The 16,049-nt window shown below is 68.7% G+C and carries 17 protein-coding genes; 14 read left to right on the top strand and 3 right to left on the bottom strand.

Going from position 1 to position 16,049, the window contains the following annotated elements; genetic code table 11:
* Window position 1: 1 nt before the first annotated feature.
* Window positions 2-1,132 carry a serine hydrolase domain-containing protein gene (locus HDA45_RS21620; RefSeq protein ID WP_184898087.1) on the bottom strand — a complete coding sequence of 377 codons (1,131 nt, stop codon included), beginning with the start codon at window positions 1,130-1,132 and terminating at the stop codon, window positions 2-4.
* A gap of 170 nt (window positions 1,133-1,302) precedes the next feature.
* Between HDA45_RS21620 and HDA45_RS21625 the strand changes: the two genes are divergently transcribed.
* The 12 genes from HDA45_RS21625 to HDA45_RS42420 all read left to right on the top strand — a co-directional run bounded on the left by HDA45_RS21625 (window position 1,303) and on the right by HDA45_RS42420 (window position 12,667).
* A complete protein-coding gene (locus tag HDA45_RS21625; protein ID WP_184898089.1) occupies window positions 1,303-2,598 on the top strand; it encodes a histidine kinase in 1,296 nt (431 codons plus the stop codon).
* A gap of 19 nt (window positions 2,599-2,617) precedes the next feature.
* Window positions 2,618-3,463 carry a S49 family peptidase gene (locus tag HDA45_RS21630; protein WP_184898091.1) on the top strand — a complete coding sequence of 282 codons (846 nt, stop codon included), beginning with the start codon at window positions 2,618-2,620 and terminating at the stop codon, window positions 3,461-3,463.
* A gap of 168 nt (window positions 3,464-3,631) precedes the next feature.
* Window positions 3,632-5,044, top strand: a complete 1,413-nt coding sequence (locus tag HDA45_RS21635) for a carbohydrate-binding protein (RefSeq protein ID WP_184898093.1) — start codon at window positions 3,632-3,634, stop codon at window positions 5,042-5,044.
* Between the two features lie 143 nt (window positions 5,045-5,187).
* Window positions 5,188-6,024, top strand: a complete 837-nt coding sequence (locus HDA45_RS21640) for a LytR/AlgR family response regulator transcription factor (protein ID WP_184898094.1) — start codon at window positions 5,188-5,190, stop codon at window positions 6,022-6,024.
* Window positions 6,021-6,542 (top strand): DUF485 domain-containing protein, encoded by a 522-nt coding sequence (locus HDA45_RS21645; RefSeq protein ID WP_184898096.1) that lies wholly within the window; start codon window positions 6,021-6,023, stop codon window positions 6,540-6,542. Before HDA45_RS21640 ends, HDA45_RS21645 begins: the two co-directional genes overlap by 4 nt.
* Window positions 6,543-6,597: 55 nt before the next feature.
* Window positions 6,598-8,367 carry a sodium/solute symporter gene (locus tag HDA45_RS21650; protein ID WP_184905885.1) on the top strand — a complete coding sequence of 590 codons (1,770 nt, stop codon included), beginning with the start codon at window positions 6,598-6,600 and terminating at the stop codon, window positions 8,365-8,367.
* A gap of 140 nt (window positions 8,368-8,507) precedes the next feature.
* Complete coding sequence (locus HDA45_RS21655) at window positions 8,508-8,852, top strand: DUF485 domain-containing protein (RefSeq protein WP_184898098.1); 345 nt, start codon at window positions 8,508-8,510, stop codon at window positions 8,850-8,852.
* Entirely contained in the window at window positions 8,849-10,480 is a 1,632-nt protein-coding gene (locus HDA45_RS21660; RefSeq protein ID WP_184898100.1) for a sodium:solute symporter family transporter, read from the top strand. The genes HDA45_RS21655 and HDA45_RS21660 overlap by 4 nt, the downstream gene beginning before the upstream one ends.
* Before the next feature lie 47 nt (window positions 10,481-10,527).
* Window positions 10,528-10,878 carry a rhodanese-like domain-containing protein gene (locus tag HDA45_RS21665; RefSeq protein WP_007030524.1) on the top strand — a complete coding sequence of 117 codons (351 nt, stop codon included), beginning with the start codon at window positions 10,528-10,530 and terminating at the stop codon, window positions 10,876-10,878.
* 59 nt (window positions 10,879-10,937) lie between these two features.
* A complete protein-coding gene (locus tag HDA45_RS21670; protein ID WP_221472270.1) occupies window positions 10,938-11,855 on the top strand; it encodes a DUF4328 domain-containing protein in 918 nt (305 codons plus the stop codon).
* Window positions 11,856-11,929: 74 nt separating this feature from the next.
* Complete coding sequence (locus tag HDA45_RS21675) at window positions 11,930-12,214, top strand: hypothetical protein (RefSeq protein ID WP_184898102.1); 285 nt, start codon at window positions 11,930-11,932, stop codon at window positions 12,212-12,214.
* A 15-nt stretch (window positions 12,215-12,229) separates the two neighbouring features.
* On the top strand, window positions 12,230-12,667 hold the full coding sequence (locus tag HDA45_RS42420; RefSeq protein ID WP_184898110.1) for a type II toxin-antitoxin system VapC family toxin: 438 nt from the start codon (window positions 12,230-12,232) through the stop codon (window positions 12,665-12,667).
* Between the two features lie 30 nt (window positions 12,668-12,697).
* On the opposite strand, the gene HDA45_RS21685 is transcribed toward HDA45_RS42420, so the two are convergent.
* Both HDA45_RS21685 and HDA45_RS21690 read right to left on the bottom strand, forming a co-directional pair.
* Complete coding sequence (locus HDA45_RS21685; RefSeq protein ID WP_184898112.1) at window positions 12,698-13,867, bottom strand: cytochrome P450; 1,170 nt, start codon at window positions 13,865-13,867, stop codon at window positions 12,698-12,700.
* A 53-nt stretch (window positions 13,868-13,920) separates the two neighbouring features.
* Entirely contained in the window at window positions 13,921-14,136 is a 216-nt protein-coding gene (locus HDA45_RS21690) for a hypothetical protein (protein WP_184898114.1), read from the bottom strand.
* Between the two features lie 350 nt (window positions 14,137-14,486).
* On the opposite strand from HDA45_RS21690, the gene HDA45_RS21695 reads away from it, so the two are divergent.
* Together HDA45_RS21695 and HDA45_RS21700 are read left to right on the top strand one after the other, a co-directional pair.
* Entirely contained in the window at window positions 14,487-15,047 is a 561-nt protein-coding gene (locus tag HDA45_RS21695; RefSeq protein WP_184898116.1) for a hypothetical protein, read from the top strand.
* 82 nt (window positions 15,048-15,129) lie between these two features.
* Window positions 15,130-16,014 (top strand): DUF5926 family protein, encoded by an 885-nt coding sequence (locus tag HDA45_RS21700; RefSeq protein WP_184898118.1) that lies wholly within the window; start codon window positions 15,130-15,132, stop codon window positions 16,012-16,014.
* Window positions 16,015-16,049: the final 35 nt, after the last annotated feature.

Below are 16,049 nucleotides of genomic sequence, written 5' to 3' on the forward strand. Positions count from 1 at the left end.
CTCAGCACAGCGCGGCCGTGACCGCCGGGAGCGGGCTGCTCGGCAGCGGATCCTCGTGCGCCACGTCCTTCGCCAGGTCGTACACGTTCAACGCCAGCACGATCTGCTTCGAGCCGTCTTCGGTGCTCATCGAGACGCTGTAGAACCCCGGCCCCGCTCCGGTGTTGCCCCACACCGTCTTCGGACCGCCCGGACAAGGCAGGTCGAGCGTCTCGACACCGGCGCCGTACGCGCCGAACTCGCCGTGCGGCACCAGCCTTTCGAGTTCGGCTTGCTGCGCGGGTTCCAGGAGCCGTCCTGACAGCAGCGCGCGATGGAACGTCGCGAGGTCGTCGACGGTCGAGACCATCGCGCCCGCGGTCCAGTCGTACGACGGGCTGAACACGGTCATGTCCTTCACCGGTTCGCTCAGGTCGTATCCGCGCAGATGCGGTCCGCGCGGGAACGGCGACCGGAGCGGGAAGTACGTCCGCTCGAGACCGAGCGGGCCGAGGAGCCGTCGCTGGATCTCCTCGCGGACGTCGTTGCGCGTGACCTTCTCGATCACCTTGCCCAGCAACAGATATCCCGTGTTCGAGTAGTCCGTCTGCGCCCCGGGCGCGAACGAGGGCGGATCGACGAGCGACCGCCGGATCACTTCCGACGGCGGATAGACGTACGCGCGGTTCCCCCACACGAGGTACGGGTCGAAGAAGTGCGGATCCAGGGGATCGTGCACGCCGCTCGTGTGGTTCAGGAGCATGCGCACAGTGATCTTTTCCGGCTCGTAGCCCGGTCCGCGCACGACACCGGGCAACCGCCGCTCGATCGAATCGTCGAGTGAAAGCGCGCCTTCGCCCGCCAGTCGCAGGACCACCGCCGCGACGAACGCCTTGGTGTTGCTGGCGATCCGGAACCGGTGATGCGGTCCCGCGGGTTCGCGTGTGGCCGGGTTCGCGTACCCGGCACCGAACCGCGAGACCGTCTCACCGTTCCGGACCTGGACGACCGCTCCCGGGAATCCCCCTTCCGCGACCAGGTTCCCGACCGCCGCGCGCACCGGATCCCCGGTCGCGGCCGCCGTCCCCGCCGCCGCGCTAGCCAGGAGGACCCCGGCCAGCGTGCCCGCCGCGAGTTTCCCCGTTCCGCGCATTGTGTTCCTCCCCCGGAAGCGATTGCCTGCGCTCAGTCTTTCCCCCTGCCACGGGGAGTGACCATGGGGAGAACACCCCGGTCTTGGGTAGGGTCGGCCCCACCCTCAGTTGTCACAACTCAACGGAAAGTGGGGAGCAGGCCTTGCACCCGGTTGGTCGAGCGCAGAGCATGGACGCCGTGTCCGGGCTCGAGATCGCGCAGATCATCCCTTGGGGTGTCGCGCTGCTGCTCGCGATCCTCGTGGTCGTCCTGCTGATCAAGCTGAGGCGTCCCGCGAGCATCGTGGAGAACGCGGTGCTGCAGGCCGTCCACCGGATGTCGAAGGCGACGCCGGACCTCCGTGAGGGGCTCGACGAGCAGGTCGCCGACAAGATCACCAGCCAGCTGCTGGAGATGCTCGACTGTGTCGCCGTCGGCATCACCGACAGCGAGGGCACGCTGCTGTCCTGGGACGGCGAGGCCAACGACCACTACGTCGATCTCGTCGACGCCATCGGCAACGCGATCCGCAAGCACCGCCGCGAGGTCGTCGCGCACGACAAGATGCCGTGCAACCACCGCGGCACCTGCCGGATGCGGACCGCGGTGATCGTCCCGCTGATCGTCGAGGGCGAGACCGAGGCGGCGCTGCTGGTCGTCGGGCGTACGCGCGGGCGGCTGGTGCAGATGGCCGACGCGGTCGCGCAGTTCGTCTGCACCCAGTTCGAGCTGGCGCGCCTCGACGAGTCGAAGAACCAGCTCCAGCAGGCGGAGATCAAGGCGCTGCGCGCGCAGATCTCGCCGCACTTCGTCTACAACGCCCTCAACACCATCTCGTCGCTGATCCGGACGGATCCGGAGGAAGCGCGAGAGCTGCTGCAGGACTTCGCCGACTTCACGCGCTACTCGTTCCGGACGTCGGGCATGTTCACCTCGCTCGCCGAGGAACTGCGGAACATCGACCGGTACCTGACCATCGAGAACGCCCGCTTCGGCGGACGGCTCGAGGTGCGGATGAAGATCGCGCCCGAGGTGCTTTCGGTGGTCGTCCCGTTCCTGATCATCCAGCCGCTGGTGGAGAACGCCGTCAAACACGGCCTCGCGTCGAAGCCGTCGGGCGGTTGCGTCACGGTGATCGCCGAGGACTACGGCGCCGAGGCGCTGATCAGCGTCGAGGACGACGGCATCGGCATGGAGCCCGCCAAACTCGCGGACCTCCGCAGCCAGCACCGCACCGGCGCGCACGTCGGGCTCGGCAACATCAACCAGCGGATGCAGCAGGTGTTCGGCCGCGACTACGCGCTCATGGTCGAGACCGCGCCCGGCGCCGGCATGAAGGTGACCCTGCGGGTGCCGAAGTTCATGCCAGGGGTGCGGCCGAACCTGCCGGACTTCTCCGCCGACAGCGCCGCCGTCCCGCCCCAAGGCGGTCCGAACGAGGCCAGTGGGGTGAGCGGTTCGCGCAGCGGCGTGCTGCCCTCCTGAACGTCGGTAACCTGGCGGTATGAGCGTTGCGGACAAGCTGACCTCCCGTCTCCCGATGATCGGCGACCGGGGTGAGCGCAAGGACGTCGTCGCCGTGGTCAAGCTGCACGGGGTGATCACGCCGACCCCGTCGCCACTGGCCAGGGGGTCGATCAACCTCGCCGCCGTCGAATCGGCGCTGACCCGCGCGTTCGCGCACGAGCGGCTCAAGGCCGTCGCGCTGCAGATCAACTCGCCGGGCGGCGCGCCGACACAGTCGGGACTGGTCGCCGAGCGGATCCGTCAGCTCGCGGACGAGAAGAACGTGCCCGTCCTGGCCTTCGCCGAGGACGTCGCCGCGTCCGGCGGGTACTGGCTGGCCTGCGCGGCCGACGAGATTTACGCGCACCGGACCTCGATGGTCGGCTCCATCGGCGTGATCAGCGGCGGGTTCGGGTTCACCGGCCTCCTGGAGCGGTTCGGCATCGAGCGGCGGCTGCACACCGCGGGGACGAACAAGTCCCGGCTCGACCCGTTCAGCCCGGAGAAGGCGGAAGACGTCGAGTGGCTGAAGAAGATGCACGGCCAGCTCCACGAACTGTTCGTCGACTGGGTGACCGAGCGCCGGGGAGACCGGCTGTCCGGCTCCGACGACCTGTTCAACGGGGACGTCTGGCTGGGCGCCCGCGCGGTCGAGCTCGGCCTCATCGACGGCGTCGGCAGCCTCCGCCAAGTGATCACCGAGCGGTACCCGGACGCCGAGATCTCGGTCGCCGAACCGAAGAAGGCGCTGCTGGCGCGGCTCGGCATCGGTGCCCCCGCCGCGGCGAGCGCACTGCTGGACGCCGTCCAGAGCAAGGCGGCCTGGAGCCGCTTCGGCCTCTGACCTGTTGAGACGAACGGCCCGGTCCTCGCGGACCGGGCCGTTTTCGCGTTCGGACCTGATTCACCCGAACGGTGGTAGGCGTAAGTGGTTCAGACCAGGTCTCATATCGGACATACCGCTTTGTTGTGAACGGCAACAAACCCTCGACAATGGTGACGAGGAGGTCCGATGTCCGTTACTTCTCCCCACTCGAGCCGCCGGAGCCGCTGGAAGATCGCGCTCGGTGCGGCGCTCGGCGCGGCTTTGATCGCGGTCCCCCTGACGCTTCCCGCTTCCGCCGCCGTCCCGCCGCCCCCGGCCGGCTGGACCACCGTTTTCACCGACGACTTCACCGGCGCCGCGGGTTCGCTCCCGTCGAGCGCGAACTGGATCGTCGACACCGGCCACGGCTATCCCGGCGGTCCCGGCAACTGGGGCACCGGCGAGATCCAGAACTACACGGCGAACCCCGCCAACCTCGCCCAGGACGGTTCCGGCAACCTGCGGATCACGCCGCTGCGCGACGGCGCGGGCAACTGGACCTCCGCGCGGATCGAAACGCAGCGCACGAACTTCAAACCGCCGGCGGGCGGCGCTCTGCGGATCGAAGGCCGCATCCAGATGCCGAACGTCACCGGCGCCGCCGCGCTCGGCTACTGGCCCGCGTTCTGGGCGCTCGGCTCGCCGTATCGCGGCAACTACTGGAACTGGCCCGCCGTCGGCGAATTCGACATCATGGAGAACGTCAACGGGATCAACTCGGTCTGGGGTGTGCTGCACTGCGGCGTCAACCCCGGCGGCCCGTGCAACGAGACGACCGGCCTCGTCGGCAGCCGGGCGTGCCCCGGCGCAAGCTGCCAGAGCGCGTTCCACACCTACACCTTCGAGTGGGACACAAGCGTCAGCCCCCACGCGTTCCGCTGGCTGGTGGACGGCCAGCAGTTCCATTCGGTCGCCCAGAACCAGGTCGACGCGACCACGTGGGCCAACATGACGAACCACGCGGGCTACTTCGTGCTGCTGAACGTCGCGATCGGCGGCGCGTTCCCGAACAACAACTCCGGCACCACCACACCGGGGCCGGGGATCGTGCCGGGGCATCCGATGCTCGTCGACTACATCACCGTCTTGACCCGCGGTGGCGGCACGACGCCCACCACACCGACCACGACCACGGGAAATCCCGGGGGTGGCAGCGCCTACGGCACGATCCAGGCCGAGTCCTACGGCCAGGCCGCCGGGATCGCCAAACAGGCGACGTCCGATTCGGGCGGTGGCCAGAACATCGGGCCCGCGGGCAACGGTGACTGGGCGCTGTACCCGGGCATCGACTTCGGGACGCAGACCGGCAGGCAGTTCCAGGCGCGGGTCGCGTCCGGCGCGGCGGGCGGGGTGAGCGGTCTCGTCGAAGTGCGGCTCGACAGCCGGTCCAACGCACCGGTGGGCAGCTTCGCCGTCGCGAACACCGGCGGCTGGCAGAACTGGCGGACCGTACCGGCGAACCTCAGCGGGATCACCGGGAAGCACGACGTCTACCTGACCTTCACCAGCGGACAGCCCGCTGATTTCGTGAGCGTCAACTGGTTCACCTTCACTCCGTGAAGGGAAGGGTGTGACACGGCGAGGCGGTTCGTGTCACCGGAAAAGATGACGGCACCGGCCACCCCGGGCGCGGGGGTGCCGGTGCCGTCCTTTCGTTCGACTTTCGTGAAGCGGGCTGGACAAGGAACCCTGCAATGGGCAGGATGCGTCTCACTGTGAGTGCTCACGATGACACCCGGAAGCTCATTGTCCTGGCGGTGGACGATGAGCCCAAAGGGCTAGACGAACTCGTTCACTGTCTCCGGAACAGCCCGCACGTCGCCCTGGTCTTCCCGGCGATCGACGCTTCGGAGGCGCTGCGCCTGCTGTCCACCGACGACCCGAGGCTCGGCGATCGCAAGGCGCGAGGCCTGCCGATCGTCGACGCGGTGTTCGCCGACATCGACATGCCCGGTCTGTCCGGGATGGAGATGTCCCGCGTGTTCGCCGCGCTGCGCCCGTCACCCGCGCTGGTGTTCGTGACGGGGCACGCCGAAGAGGCTGTCAACGCCTTCGACCTCGGCGCGCTCGACTACGTGCTCAAGCCGTACCAACAGGATCGTCTCGACCGCGCGATCGTCCGCGTGATCGAAAAACTCGCCGCGAACGCCGCGCCTCCGCGAGGCGGACCCGAGGGTTCGGGGCTCGTCCAGAACGACGACGAGGTCATCCCCGTCGAGCTCGCGGGCACCACGAAACTGATCCCGCGGTCTTCGGTGCGCTGGGTCGAGGCGCAGGGTGACTACGCCCGGTTGTTCACCAACGACGGCAGCCACCTGGTGCGCATCCCGCTCGCGCAGCTCGAAGAACGCTGGGAGAAGGCGGGCTTCGTCCGCATCCACCGGTCGTTCCTGGTCTCCTTGCCGCTGATCACCGAGCTGCGCATGGGCCAGGGCGGCTACCAGGTCGTCATCGGCAACGAGGAGAAGGTGCTGCCGGTGAGCCGCCGCCACACGCGCGCGCTCAAGGACCGGCTGGTCGGCGCCAACCGGTCGACGTGACCGACGATTTCTATCGCCGGGTCAACGGTGTTCGCGAACCGGACCCGACGCTCGGCAAGGGCAGGCCCAAGAAACCGGCGCCCGAGGGTGCCGCCGTCGAGCCCGTGCCGGGCGCGCCATCGGGCCCGAAGCACGAGCAGGCGAAGCCCGAACACCACGCGAAACCCAAGCGGCAGCGGGTGATCCTCGCCGATCCGCGGCAGGCCACCAGCACCCTGCGGGCCAGGGTCGAACTCGAAGAACAGACCAGCTGGGGAAAACTCCTGGTCCGGGATCTGGTGAAGATCCAGCTGCGGACGGCCTCCCTGCTGGCGCTGCTGGTGATGGTCACTCTGTGTTCACTTCCGGTGCTCTTCTACCTGATCCCGTCATTCGGACGGGTGATCGTCTTGGGTATCCCCTTGCCCTGGCTGATCCTGGGCGTCGCCCCTTTTCCGTTCCTGTTCGGCATCGGGCTCTGGTACAACCGGCTCGCCGAACGTCATGAACGCGACTTCGTTGACATGATCGAGAACTGATTGCGGAGCTGCACATGCGAGGATCCCTGCTGTGCAGCTGCTGAATCCGTGGGCCATGGCCGGCATAGTGCTGGTCGCGGTCCTGACCTTCTACTTGGGGCACCGCTCCTCGAGGTCGGCCGTCAGCACGCACGACTTCCTCGTCGCCCGGCGCACCGTCCGCTCCCGCCGCAACGCCGCCGCGATCTCCGGTGAGTACCTCTCCGCCGCCTCGTTCATGGGCGTGGCGGGCATCGTGCTCAAGGACGGCGCCGACGCGCTGTGGTTCCCGATCGGCTTCACCGCGGGCTATCTCGCGCTGATGCTGTTCGTCGCCGCGCCGCTGCGGCGGTCCGGCGCGTACACGCTGCCGGACTTCGTCGAGATGCGGCTGGGTTCGACGATGCTGCGCCGGGTTTCGACGGCGTTCGTGGTGTTCATCGGGATCCTTTACATGGTCCCGCAGCTGCAGGGCGCGGGCTTGACGCTGGCGACGATCCTGCCCGTACCCGCCTGGGCGGGCGCGATCCTGGTGACCTTCGTCGTCGGGTTCAACGTGATCGCGGGCGGGATGCGTGCGATCACCGTCGTCCAGGCCTTCCAGTACTGGCTGAAACTGTTCGCCATCGCGGTGCCGACGTTCATCCTGTGCATCGTGTTCCTCGGCTCCGGCGGACCGGGCAGCGCGCGACCGCTGGGGCAGCCCGCCCCGCCGACGTTCACCGCGAACACCACGGTCTCGGTGCAGGCCGACGTCACGCTCAAGGTCGCCTCGGTGACCGTGCTCGAGGCGTACGGCCAGGTGGAAGGCGCGCGCGCCAACGGTTTCGCGGTGTGGACGCCGGAGGCCGGGCACAAGGTCGCCAAGGGCACGACGCTCAAGTTCACCGCGGGCACGCCGGTCCCGGTGGTCAGCGACGCGCCCACGTCCAACGGCGACTGGCTCCGGCCGGGTTCGGGCAGTCTCACCGATCTGCTGCAGGTCTATTCGCTGATCCTCGCGACCTTCCTCGGCACCATGGGCCTCCCGCACGTCCTGGTCCGCTTCTACACCAACCCCGACGGCAAGGCCGCGCGCCGCACGACGGTGCACGTCCTGCTGCTGCTCGGGCTGTTCTACCTGTTCCCGACGCTGCTGGGCGCGCTTTCGCGGATGTACGTCCCGGAACTGCTGGTGACCGGGAAGACCGACGCCGCCGTCCTGCTGCTGCCGTCCGCGGTCCTCCCCGGGCTCTGGGGGCAGATCCTGGGCGCGGTGACCGCGGCCGGTGCCTTCGCGGCGTTCCTGTCGAGTTCGTCGGGGCTGCTGGTGAGTGTCGCCGGGGTGGTGTCCACCGACGTCCTGCCCGGCCGTGTCCGCGATTTCCGGGTGGCGACGGGGATCGTGGCGCTGATCCCGTTCGCGTTGGCGGTCCTGCTGCCGTCGGAGGACCTCTCGCTTTCGGTCGGGATGTCGTTCGCGCTGGCCGCGTCCACGTTCAGTCCGCTGCTGCTGCTCGGGGTCTGGTGGCGGAAGCTCAGCTGGCCCGGCGCGCTGGCCGGGATGCTCGTCGGCGGCGGTCTGGTGCTGACGGCGCTGGTGGTCAACATCGTCAGCAAGTACACCGGCGGCTGGGCGCCCTGGTTCTCGAACCAGCCCGCGCTGATCACCGTGCCCGCGGCGTTCCTGACCACCTACGTGGTGAGCCGTGCGACCGGGTACGGGCGGCCGGACGACGTCCACGGCGTGATGCTGCGACTGCACGCACCCGATCCGCTCGGGTTCATGCGCGATCGCGCGGTCGCCCGGTTCGGGCAGGCCGAAGAGAAGACGCGGACCACCGGCAAGGGCCGTCACCGGAAGTAAAGTCACTCTTTCGAGTCGCAACGCTCTACACAGAGTCGTACCGTTCACTCAAATGGATTGCCCCTCTCTTGCCCTATGAGGGGCATGATCTTTCGTGACATCGAAATCACCTCATGGTTGCGGCAGGTGGGAGGTCCGAAGTGAGTGATACCGATCAAGACCTCGGGTCCGATCCGGAATCCGACTGGGAAAAGGTGCAGGCGAGTCCGGAATTCACCGAGCTGCGGCGACGGCTCCGGGTATTCGTTTTCCCGGTCTCGGCCCTGTTCCTTCTCTGGTATCTGCTCTACGTGCTCCTCGCCGACTACGCGACCGGGTTCATGGGCACCAAGCTCTTCGGCAACATCACCGTCGGCCTGGTCTTCGGCCTGCTGCAGTTCGTGTCCACCTTCGTGATCACCGGCCTTTATGTCCGATACGCCAACCGGAAACTCGATCCGCTCGCCGACAAGATCCGGCACGAGGTCGAGGGGACCGAACGGTGAAAACGCTGGCAGCGGGCGTACAGGGCAGCAGTCCGACGCTCAACATCACCATTTTCGCGGTTTTCGTGGCGATCACACTGGTGATCGTTTTCCGGGCGAGCCGGAATACGAAGACCGCGTCCGACTACTACGCCGCCGGACGCGCGTTCACCGGTCCTCAGAACGGCATCGCGATCTCGGGTGACTATCTTTCCGCGGCGTCGTTCCTGGGTATCGCCGGTGCCATCGCGATCAACGGTTACGACGGCTTCCTCTACTCGATCGGGTTCCTCGTCGCGTGGCTGGTGGCGTTGCTGCTGGTCGCGGAACTGCTGCGCAACACCGGCAAGTTCACCATGGGCGACGTGCTCGCTTTCCGGATGAAGCAGCGCCCGGTCCGCGCGGCGGCCGCGATCTCCACGCTCGCCGTCTCGTTCTTCTACCTGCTCGCGCAGATGGCCGGGGCGGGCGGCCTGGTGAACCTGCTGCTCGGCATCGAGGGGAACGTCGGGCAGGACCTGGTGATCGCCGTCGTCGGCGTGATCATGATCCTGTACGTGCTGATCGGCGGGATGAAGGGCACCACCTGGGTCCAGATCATCAAGGCCGTCCTGCTGATCGCCGGTGCGTTCGCGATGACGGTGTGGGTGCTCGGGAAGTACGGCTTCAACCTCTCCAACCTGTTCCAGGCCGCCGTCGACAGGGGCGGCCAGACCGGGGAAGCGCTGCTCGGGCCCGGCAAGCAGTACGGCAAGACCGGCACGACCAAACTGGACTTCCTGTCGCTCGGCATCGCGCTGGTCCTCGGTACCGCGGGCCTGCCGCACGTGCTGATGCGCTTCTACACGGTGCCGACGGCCAAGGACGCGCGCCGTTCGGTGGTCTGGGCGATCGCGCTGATCGGCGTCTTCTACCTGTTCACGCTGGTGCTCGGCTACGGCGCGGGCGCGCTGGTCGGCCCGGACGTGATCGCGAAGGCGCCGGGGACGACGAACTCGGCGGCACCGCTGCTGGCGCTCCAACTGGGCGGCCCCGTGCTGCTCGGGTTCATCGCGGCGGTGGCGTTCGCGACGATCCTCGCGGTGGTCGCGGGGCTGACGATCACGGCCTCGGCGTCGTTCGCGCACGACGTCTACGCCAACGTGCTCAAGAAGGGGAAGACCGATCCCGACAGCGAGGTCCGCGTCGCGCGGATCACCGCGCTGGTGATCGGGGCCGTCGCGATCGTCGGCGGGATCCTCGCGAAGAACCAGAACGTGGCGTTCCTGGTGGCGCTGGCGTTCGCGGTGGCGGCGTCGGCGAATCTGCCGACGATCCTGTACTCGCTGTTCTGGAAGCGGTTCAACACCCAGGGCGCGTTGTGGAGCATCTACGGCGGGCTGATCGTGTGCGTCATCTTGATCGTCTTCTCACCGGCGGTCTCGGGTAAGCCCGTCGACGCCAAGACCGGGAAGAGCGCCTCGATGATCCAAGGCGTCGACTTCCACTGGTTCCCGCTCGACAACCCCGGCATCGTCTCGATCCCGGTCGCGTTCTTCCTCGGCTGGCTCGGCACCGTGCTGTCCAAGGAACACAACCGGAAGAAGTACGCCGAAATGGAGGTCCGCTCGCTCACCGGCGCCGGTGCCGAGAAGGCGACCCAGCACTGAGGCGTTCTTCACGCGCGCGCAACGGGACGGGATGCGAGGATGGCAGGGTGGTGAGCCCTGCTGACATCCCGACCGTCGCCGTCCGTGATCTGCCCAAGGACGGTGTCGCGCTGCTCGACGTCCGCGAGGACGACGAGTGGGCCGCCGGGCACGCCCCGGGCGCCAAGCACATCCCGATGGGCGAACTGCCCGCGCGGGTCGGCGAACTCGACGATCTGCCCGACGATCAGCCGGTCTACGTGATCTGCCGCAGCGGCGGCCGGTCCGCCCGCGCCGCCGCGTGGCTCAACGCGAGCGGCTGGGACGCGGTGAACGTCGCCGGTGGGATGGGTTCCTGGAAGCAGGAAGGGCGCCCGATGGTCGGCGACCATCCCGGCGTCGAACCCGAAGTGCTGTAACCGTGCAGCCTGGCCACTACCCGCCGAGGACACCGGTGCCGCCGGTGCGTCCCGCGCCGATGCAGCAGCCGCGGCCTCAGCCGGCGCGTCACCATCGCGTCCGCTGGGTCGCCTCGCCGCCTCCCGGCGCCTGGCCGCAACGGCGCAAACCCGTGGCCGAGCGCTACTCCGGTCCGCCGTCCTACCCGGTCCCGCCGCGGTGGGGCTTCCCGAATCTGGTCTGGCGCCGTCCGACAGCGGTTCCCGGGACGGCGTCCGGCGAGGTCACCGCCGGGGAGCGGCTGCGGGTGATCACGCGCAGCGTCCTGCCGGTGCTGTGGACCTTCGCCGCCCTCGCGCTCACCGCCTCGGCCGCGGAGATCTGGCGCTACGTCCTGCTCGTGCAGAGCCGCGATTCGGCGTTGTCGACGTCCGTCGTCTCGGTCTCCGACTCCTTCGTGATCACCGCCGGCCTGCTCACGACGATCCTCTCGCTGCTGCCGTCGGGGCTCACCGTCTGGTGGCTGCTCGTGGCCAGGCACGCCGCCGCGGACGCCTCCGGCGAGGTGCCGCCGAGGCGGCAGTGGCAGGTGCTGGCGTTCGTGCTGGCGCCGGTGGCGAACCTGATCCTCGCGCTGCCGATCGTCGCCGAACTCGAACACGCCGTCCTGCGCCGGACGCGCGAAACGCGGCCCAAGCCGTCGCGGCTCGTGCTGACCTGGTGGGGCGTCTGGATCCTCAACTGGCTGCTGCTCGTGCTCGTCATCGTCTGGCGGTTCCGTGACGGCGTCCAGGCACTGGCAGACGGGGTCGTGCTGGTCGCGCTGACCGACCTGGCCGCCGCCGGGCTCGCGATCGTGACGGCGCTGCTCGTGAAGCGCATGTCCGGCCTGCTCGCTCCTGTGGAGGAGAAGCGGCTTCGCCTGCTTCGCGTGCTGAAGGTGGACGGCGCTCCGGACCCGGAACGCCGGGAACGCCCCGCCTCTTCCGTGCGCTGACGCACCTTTCCACCAACTGTTGAATATGGACGCGCGCACTCCGTCGAAAGCGGATCGATCTGTAACATGGCGGTATGAACAGCGAGCAGCGGGAGTGTGACCCGCCCGCCGAGGAGACCGGCAGGGCCAGGTCTGCCGTGCTCGGTCTGGACAAGCCGTCCGCCAGGAAGCCTGTCACAGGGCGTTTCACACCTGGGACGAAACCGAGGCTCGCCGGTCATGGAATCCGCAGGCCTGAGCCGGTCGAGGACGAGGCATCGAAGCCGTACTCGCCGCCGTCGTTCTTGGGGATGTTCGATCTTCCCGCTGACGCGTCCGAGCGCGTGAAGGCCGTCGTGCGCGGCCAGGATGTCGCCTGAGTCGAGCGAAAGCCGATGGCGCGTCCGATAGTGGTAGACGCTGGCCCACTCATAGCCATCGTCAGCCGGAAAGACGATCATCATCAGACGGTGGTCGCGTGGCTCGAGACCGCGGCCACGCGTGATCTGCTGGTGCCGTCGCTCGTGTTGACCGAGGTATGCCACTACATCGAGAAGTATCGCGGCGGTGAAGCCGAAGCGGCGTTCATCGAAGGGCTCATGCGTTCACCGCAGTTCGCCATCTATCACCCGATGGACGATGATTTCCGGCGGATGGCCGTCCTGATGCGGCAGTACTCGGATTGGCCGCTCGGCTTGGCGGACGCGTCCGTCGTGGCCACGGCGGAAAGGCTGAAAACGGTCGAGGTCGCGACGGTGGACCGTCGGCATTTCGAGCACATCAAGCCGGTGCACGTTTCCCATTTCACGCTGTATCCCGAGACAGCCCACTGATCTGCGGCAGGTGAACTGGGTCACCGGTGACTAGCCCGTGGTGACCGAGAGCGACCGCAGGCCGCGGATCACGAACTCCGGCCGCTGCTCCGGAGTCTCCGCGAGCTTCAGTCCCGGCAGCTTTGTGGTCAGCGCGGTCAGCGCGGCCGCGATCTCCACCCGCGCGAGCGGGGCGCCGACGCAGTAGTGGATCCCCATGCCGAAGCCGAGGTGCGCGTTCGGCGTGCGGCCGATGTCGAGGGTGTCGGGCCGGTCGAACACCTTCGGATCCCGTGCGGCGGCGCCGAGGAGCGCGCCGATCTTCTCGCCCTCGGCCACCCGGAACCCGGCGATCTCGACGTCGGCGGTCGCCGTCCGTTCGAAGAGCTGGAGCGGCGAGTCGAAGCGGATCAGCTCCTCGACGCACGGGTCCAGGAGATCAGGGGAGGCCACCAGCCGCTCCCACTGGTCGCGATGGGTCAACAGCGCGTTGACGCCGTTCCCGATGACGTTCACCGTCGCCTCGTGCCCGGCCATCAGGAGCAGGACCGCTGTCGCGACCAATTCGTCCTCGGTGAGTTCGCTGCGCAGGAGATCGCTGACGATGTCATCGCCAGGGGAGGCCGCGCGCTGCTTCGCGACGCCACGCAGGTACTCGACGAACTCCGCGGCCGCGGTTTCGGCGGCGTCGCGCTTCTCTTCGGCTAACCCGTACTCGTACATCTTCACGATGTGGTTCGAGAGGGTCACCATGCGCGGCCCGTCCTCGACCGGGACGCCCAGGAGTTCCGCGATGACCGCGACCGGCAGCGGCTGCGCGAGATGCGCCAGCAGATCGGCCGAGCCGGTTTCGGCGATCTCGGCGGCGAGGTCGCCGACCATGCGGTCCGCGAGTTCGCCGACCATCGGCCGCAGCCGCTGGACGTGCCCGCGGCCGAAAGCGCCCGCGATCACCCGCCGGAGCCGGGTGTGGGCGGGCGGCTCGTTCTCCAGCAGCGAGTTGCGGTGCAGCAGGTTGAACGACGCGAACCGCTCCACCGGCAGCGCGTCCTGCCAGATCCGGCCGAGCCCGCGATGCCGCAGGACGGCGGCCGACGCCGCGTGCGACACCGTCACGGCGATGCCGAGGCCGTCGTGCCGGTGGACTTCGCCGCGCTCGCGGAGGTCGGCGAAGTACGGATACGGATTCGCGAGGAAAGCCGGATCGGCGAGGTCGAACACGTCCCGACTGTAGCCGCGCCGCGCCGGGGAGCCGTCCCGGCGCGGCGCCGGGGTCACAGATGCAGCCAGAGCCCCAGGTGCAGGCCCAGCCCGTGGTGATGGTGATGGTGGTGGTGATGGCCGACGCACAGCAGCAGGCAGTGGCGGGCCTGGTCGGCCGAGGCGGTCTGTGGCGCGGCCGAGGCCGTGCCCACGGCGGGCCCGGCCAGCATCAGCCCGAGTGCCACGGGCAACGCGGCCAGCGCGGCCCGGCGCTTGGAGGTGCTCATCTGTGGATCCCTTCTCCGCACTTCGACGCCGGATGGCGCCGTCATCGAGTATTCGGTGCGGTGCAGGGGAAACGGCAGGCTGATCACCCGCGATTCGATCGTCCGGATGATGACAACCGTTTTCAGTCCTGTTTGCGTGATACCCGAATGGCCGCTGAAACCGGCCGATCCGGTTGATCTCGGTGACGGCGGGGTTCTTCCTCGCGACGCTTTCGTTACCAACCCCGCTGAACCTCGGTCGTGGCCCGGCGTCTCTAGGGGTGTCGGAACGCGCGAGTGCGGGACGGCAAGGGGAATCCGTGGCCGTCTGGCCCGGAAATCGATCGATTCATCGGAACTGGGGTATTTCCATGCGTATTCGTCATGCCTTTTTCGCCGGGCTCACCGCCGCCGCTCTCGCGTTGCTGCCCGCGACCGCTTTCGCCGCCGAAGCGCCGGTAGAGAAGCCGAAGGGCACCAAGTTCTGGGTCTCGCCGAAGACCGTCGAGGCCGGGGGCACCGTCACCGCGCAGGGCCGCTGCGTCACGCCGCACGCCTTCTCCCTCATCGCTCCCGAGGGGTTCAAGAAGCTCTCGGACAAGTCGGTCAAGCGTGACGGCGGCACCGACGTGAAGGTGACTTACAAGGCGCTGCCCGGCATCAAGCCCGGTGACTACCTCTTCGAGCTGCTGTGCGACACCGTCGAGCCTTCGGCGACGGTGAAGGTCGTCCCGGCGGCGAAGAAGGAGCCCGTCAAGAAGGAGGCGCCGAAGCAGGTCTCGAAGGTTCCCGCAGGCGCGCCGCAGACCGGCGGTGGCCCCGTCGACGAGCCCGCGTCGGCCGGTTGGCTGATCGCGGGGCTGGCCGGAGCGGGTGCGGCCGGCGCCGGTGGCGTGGTCCTGATGCGCCGTCGCCCGGCCTCGCGGTCCTGATCGCGCGCGGGAAGGGCGGGGGGCTTACGAGCCCCTCGCCCTTCCCGCGATAGCGTTCCGAACCGAGCTTGAGGAGGCTGACGTGGGCAAGGGTTCGCGCAAGAAGGGTCCCAAGACGACTTCGGACCGTAAGCCGAAGGTGCGCGACGTCTTCGTCGGCCAGCCCTTCGAGGGACTCGCGGCGGAGACCGAACTGATCGCGCTGCGCGAGTTCGTCCCCTCGGCGACGGCGGCGCTCACGCTGGCGGGCTCCGGCGAGAAGGTCACCCTCGGCACGGTGCTGCCGATGGCGGCGGCCGCGTTCGTCCGGTCCGACGGCGAGCGCTATGTCGGGATGCAGGTGCAGACCCGGTCCTCGGACATCAGCCGCGACCTCGGCCGGGCGCTCCAGTGGGTGCTGGAAGCCAAGGAGGGTGACGTCCTGTCCGTACCGGACACCACGACGCCGCCCACCGCCGACGAGAAGGCCCGCCTGCAGGACCTGCTCGAAACGAGCGTCGAACTCGACGCCACGCTCTACAACGACTTCGCCTGGTGGCTGCCCGAGGACGCCGACGCGAGCGGCGACGTCGCGCTGTCCCTCGAGCGCGCGAACGCGGCGATCATGCCGACCGAACGCCTCGGAGCGGGTGCGTACTGGGTGCTCGCCGGTGAGAAGGCGCACCTGCGCTGGGTCCGCCCGGAGCCGGAGAACCTGCTGCTGCAAGCGCTTGCGCGACTGTCCGCGGCCGGTGAGCTCGGCCTCGGCGAGGGCTCCCGCTACGCCGGTTCGTTCCGCGCGCACGGGTTGCTCGTCCCGGTGTGGGACCTCGACCCCGAGGCCCACGCCCGCGAGTGGGCCGACGCGAAGGACCAGCTCGGCGTCCGGCTCGACGCCGCGCTGAAGTCCCTCGACACCGAGCCGCTCAACGCCACCGAGCGCCGCTCGCGCGACGGCCTGATCGGCCGCCAGCTCACCATCCGCTGACCTCCTCGCGTTTCGTCCTCCGGATGCGGTGGTCG

Source organism: Amycolatopsis umgeniensis (assembly GCF_014205155.1).
Lineage (GTDB): Bacteria > Actinomycetota > Actinomycetes > Mycobacteriales > Pseudonocardiaceae > Amycolatopsis > Amycolatopsis umgeniensis.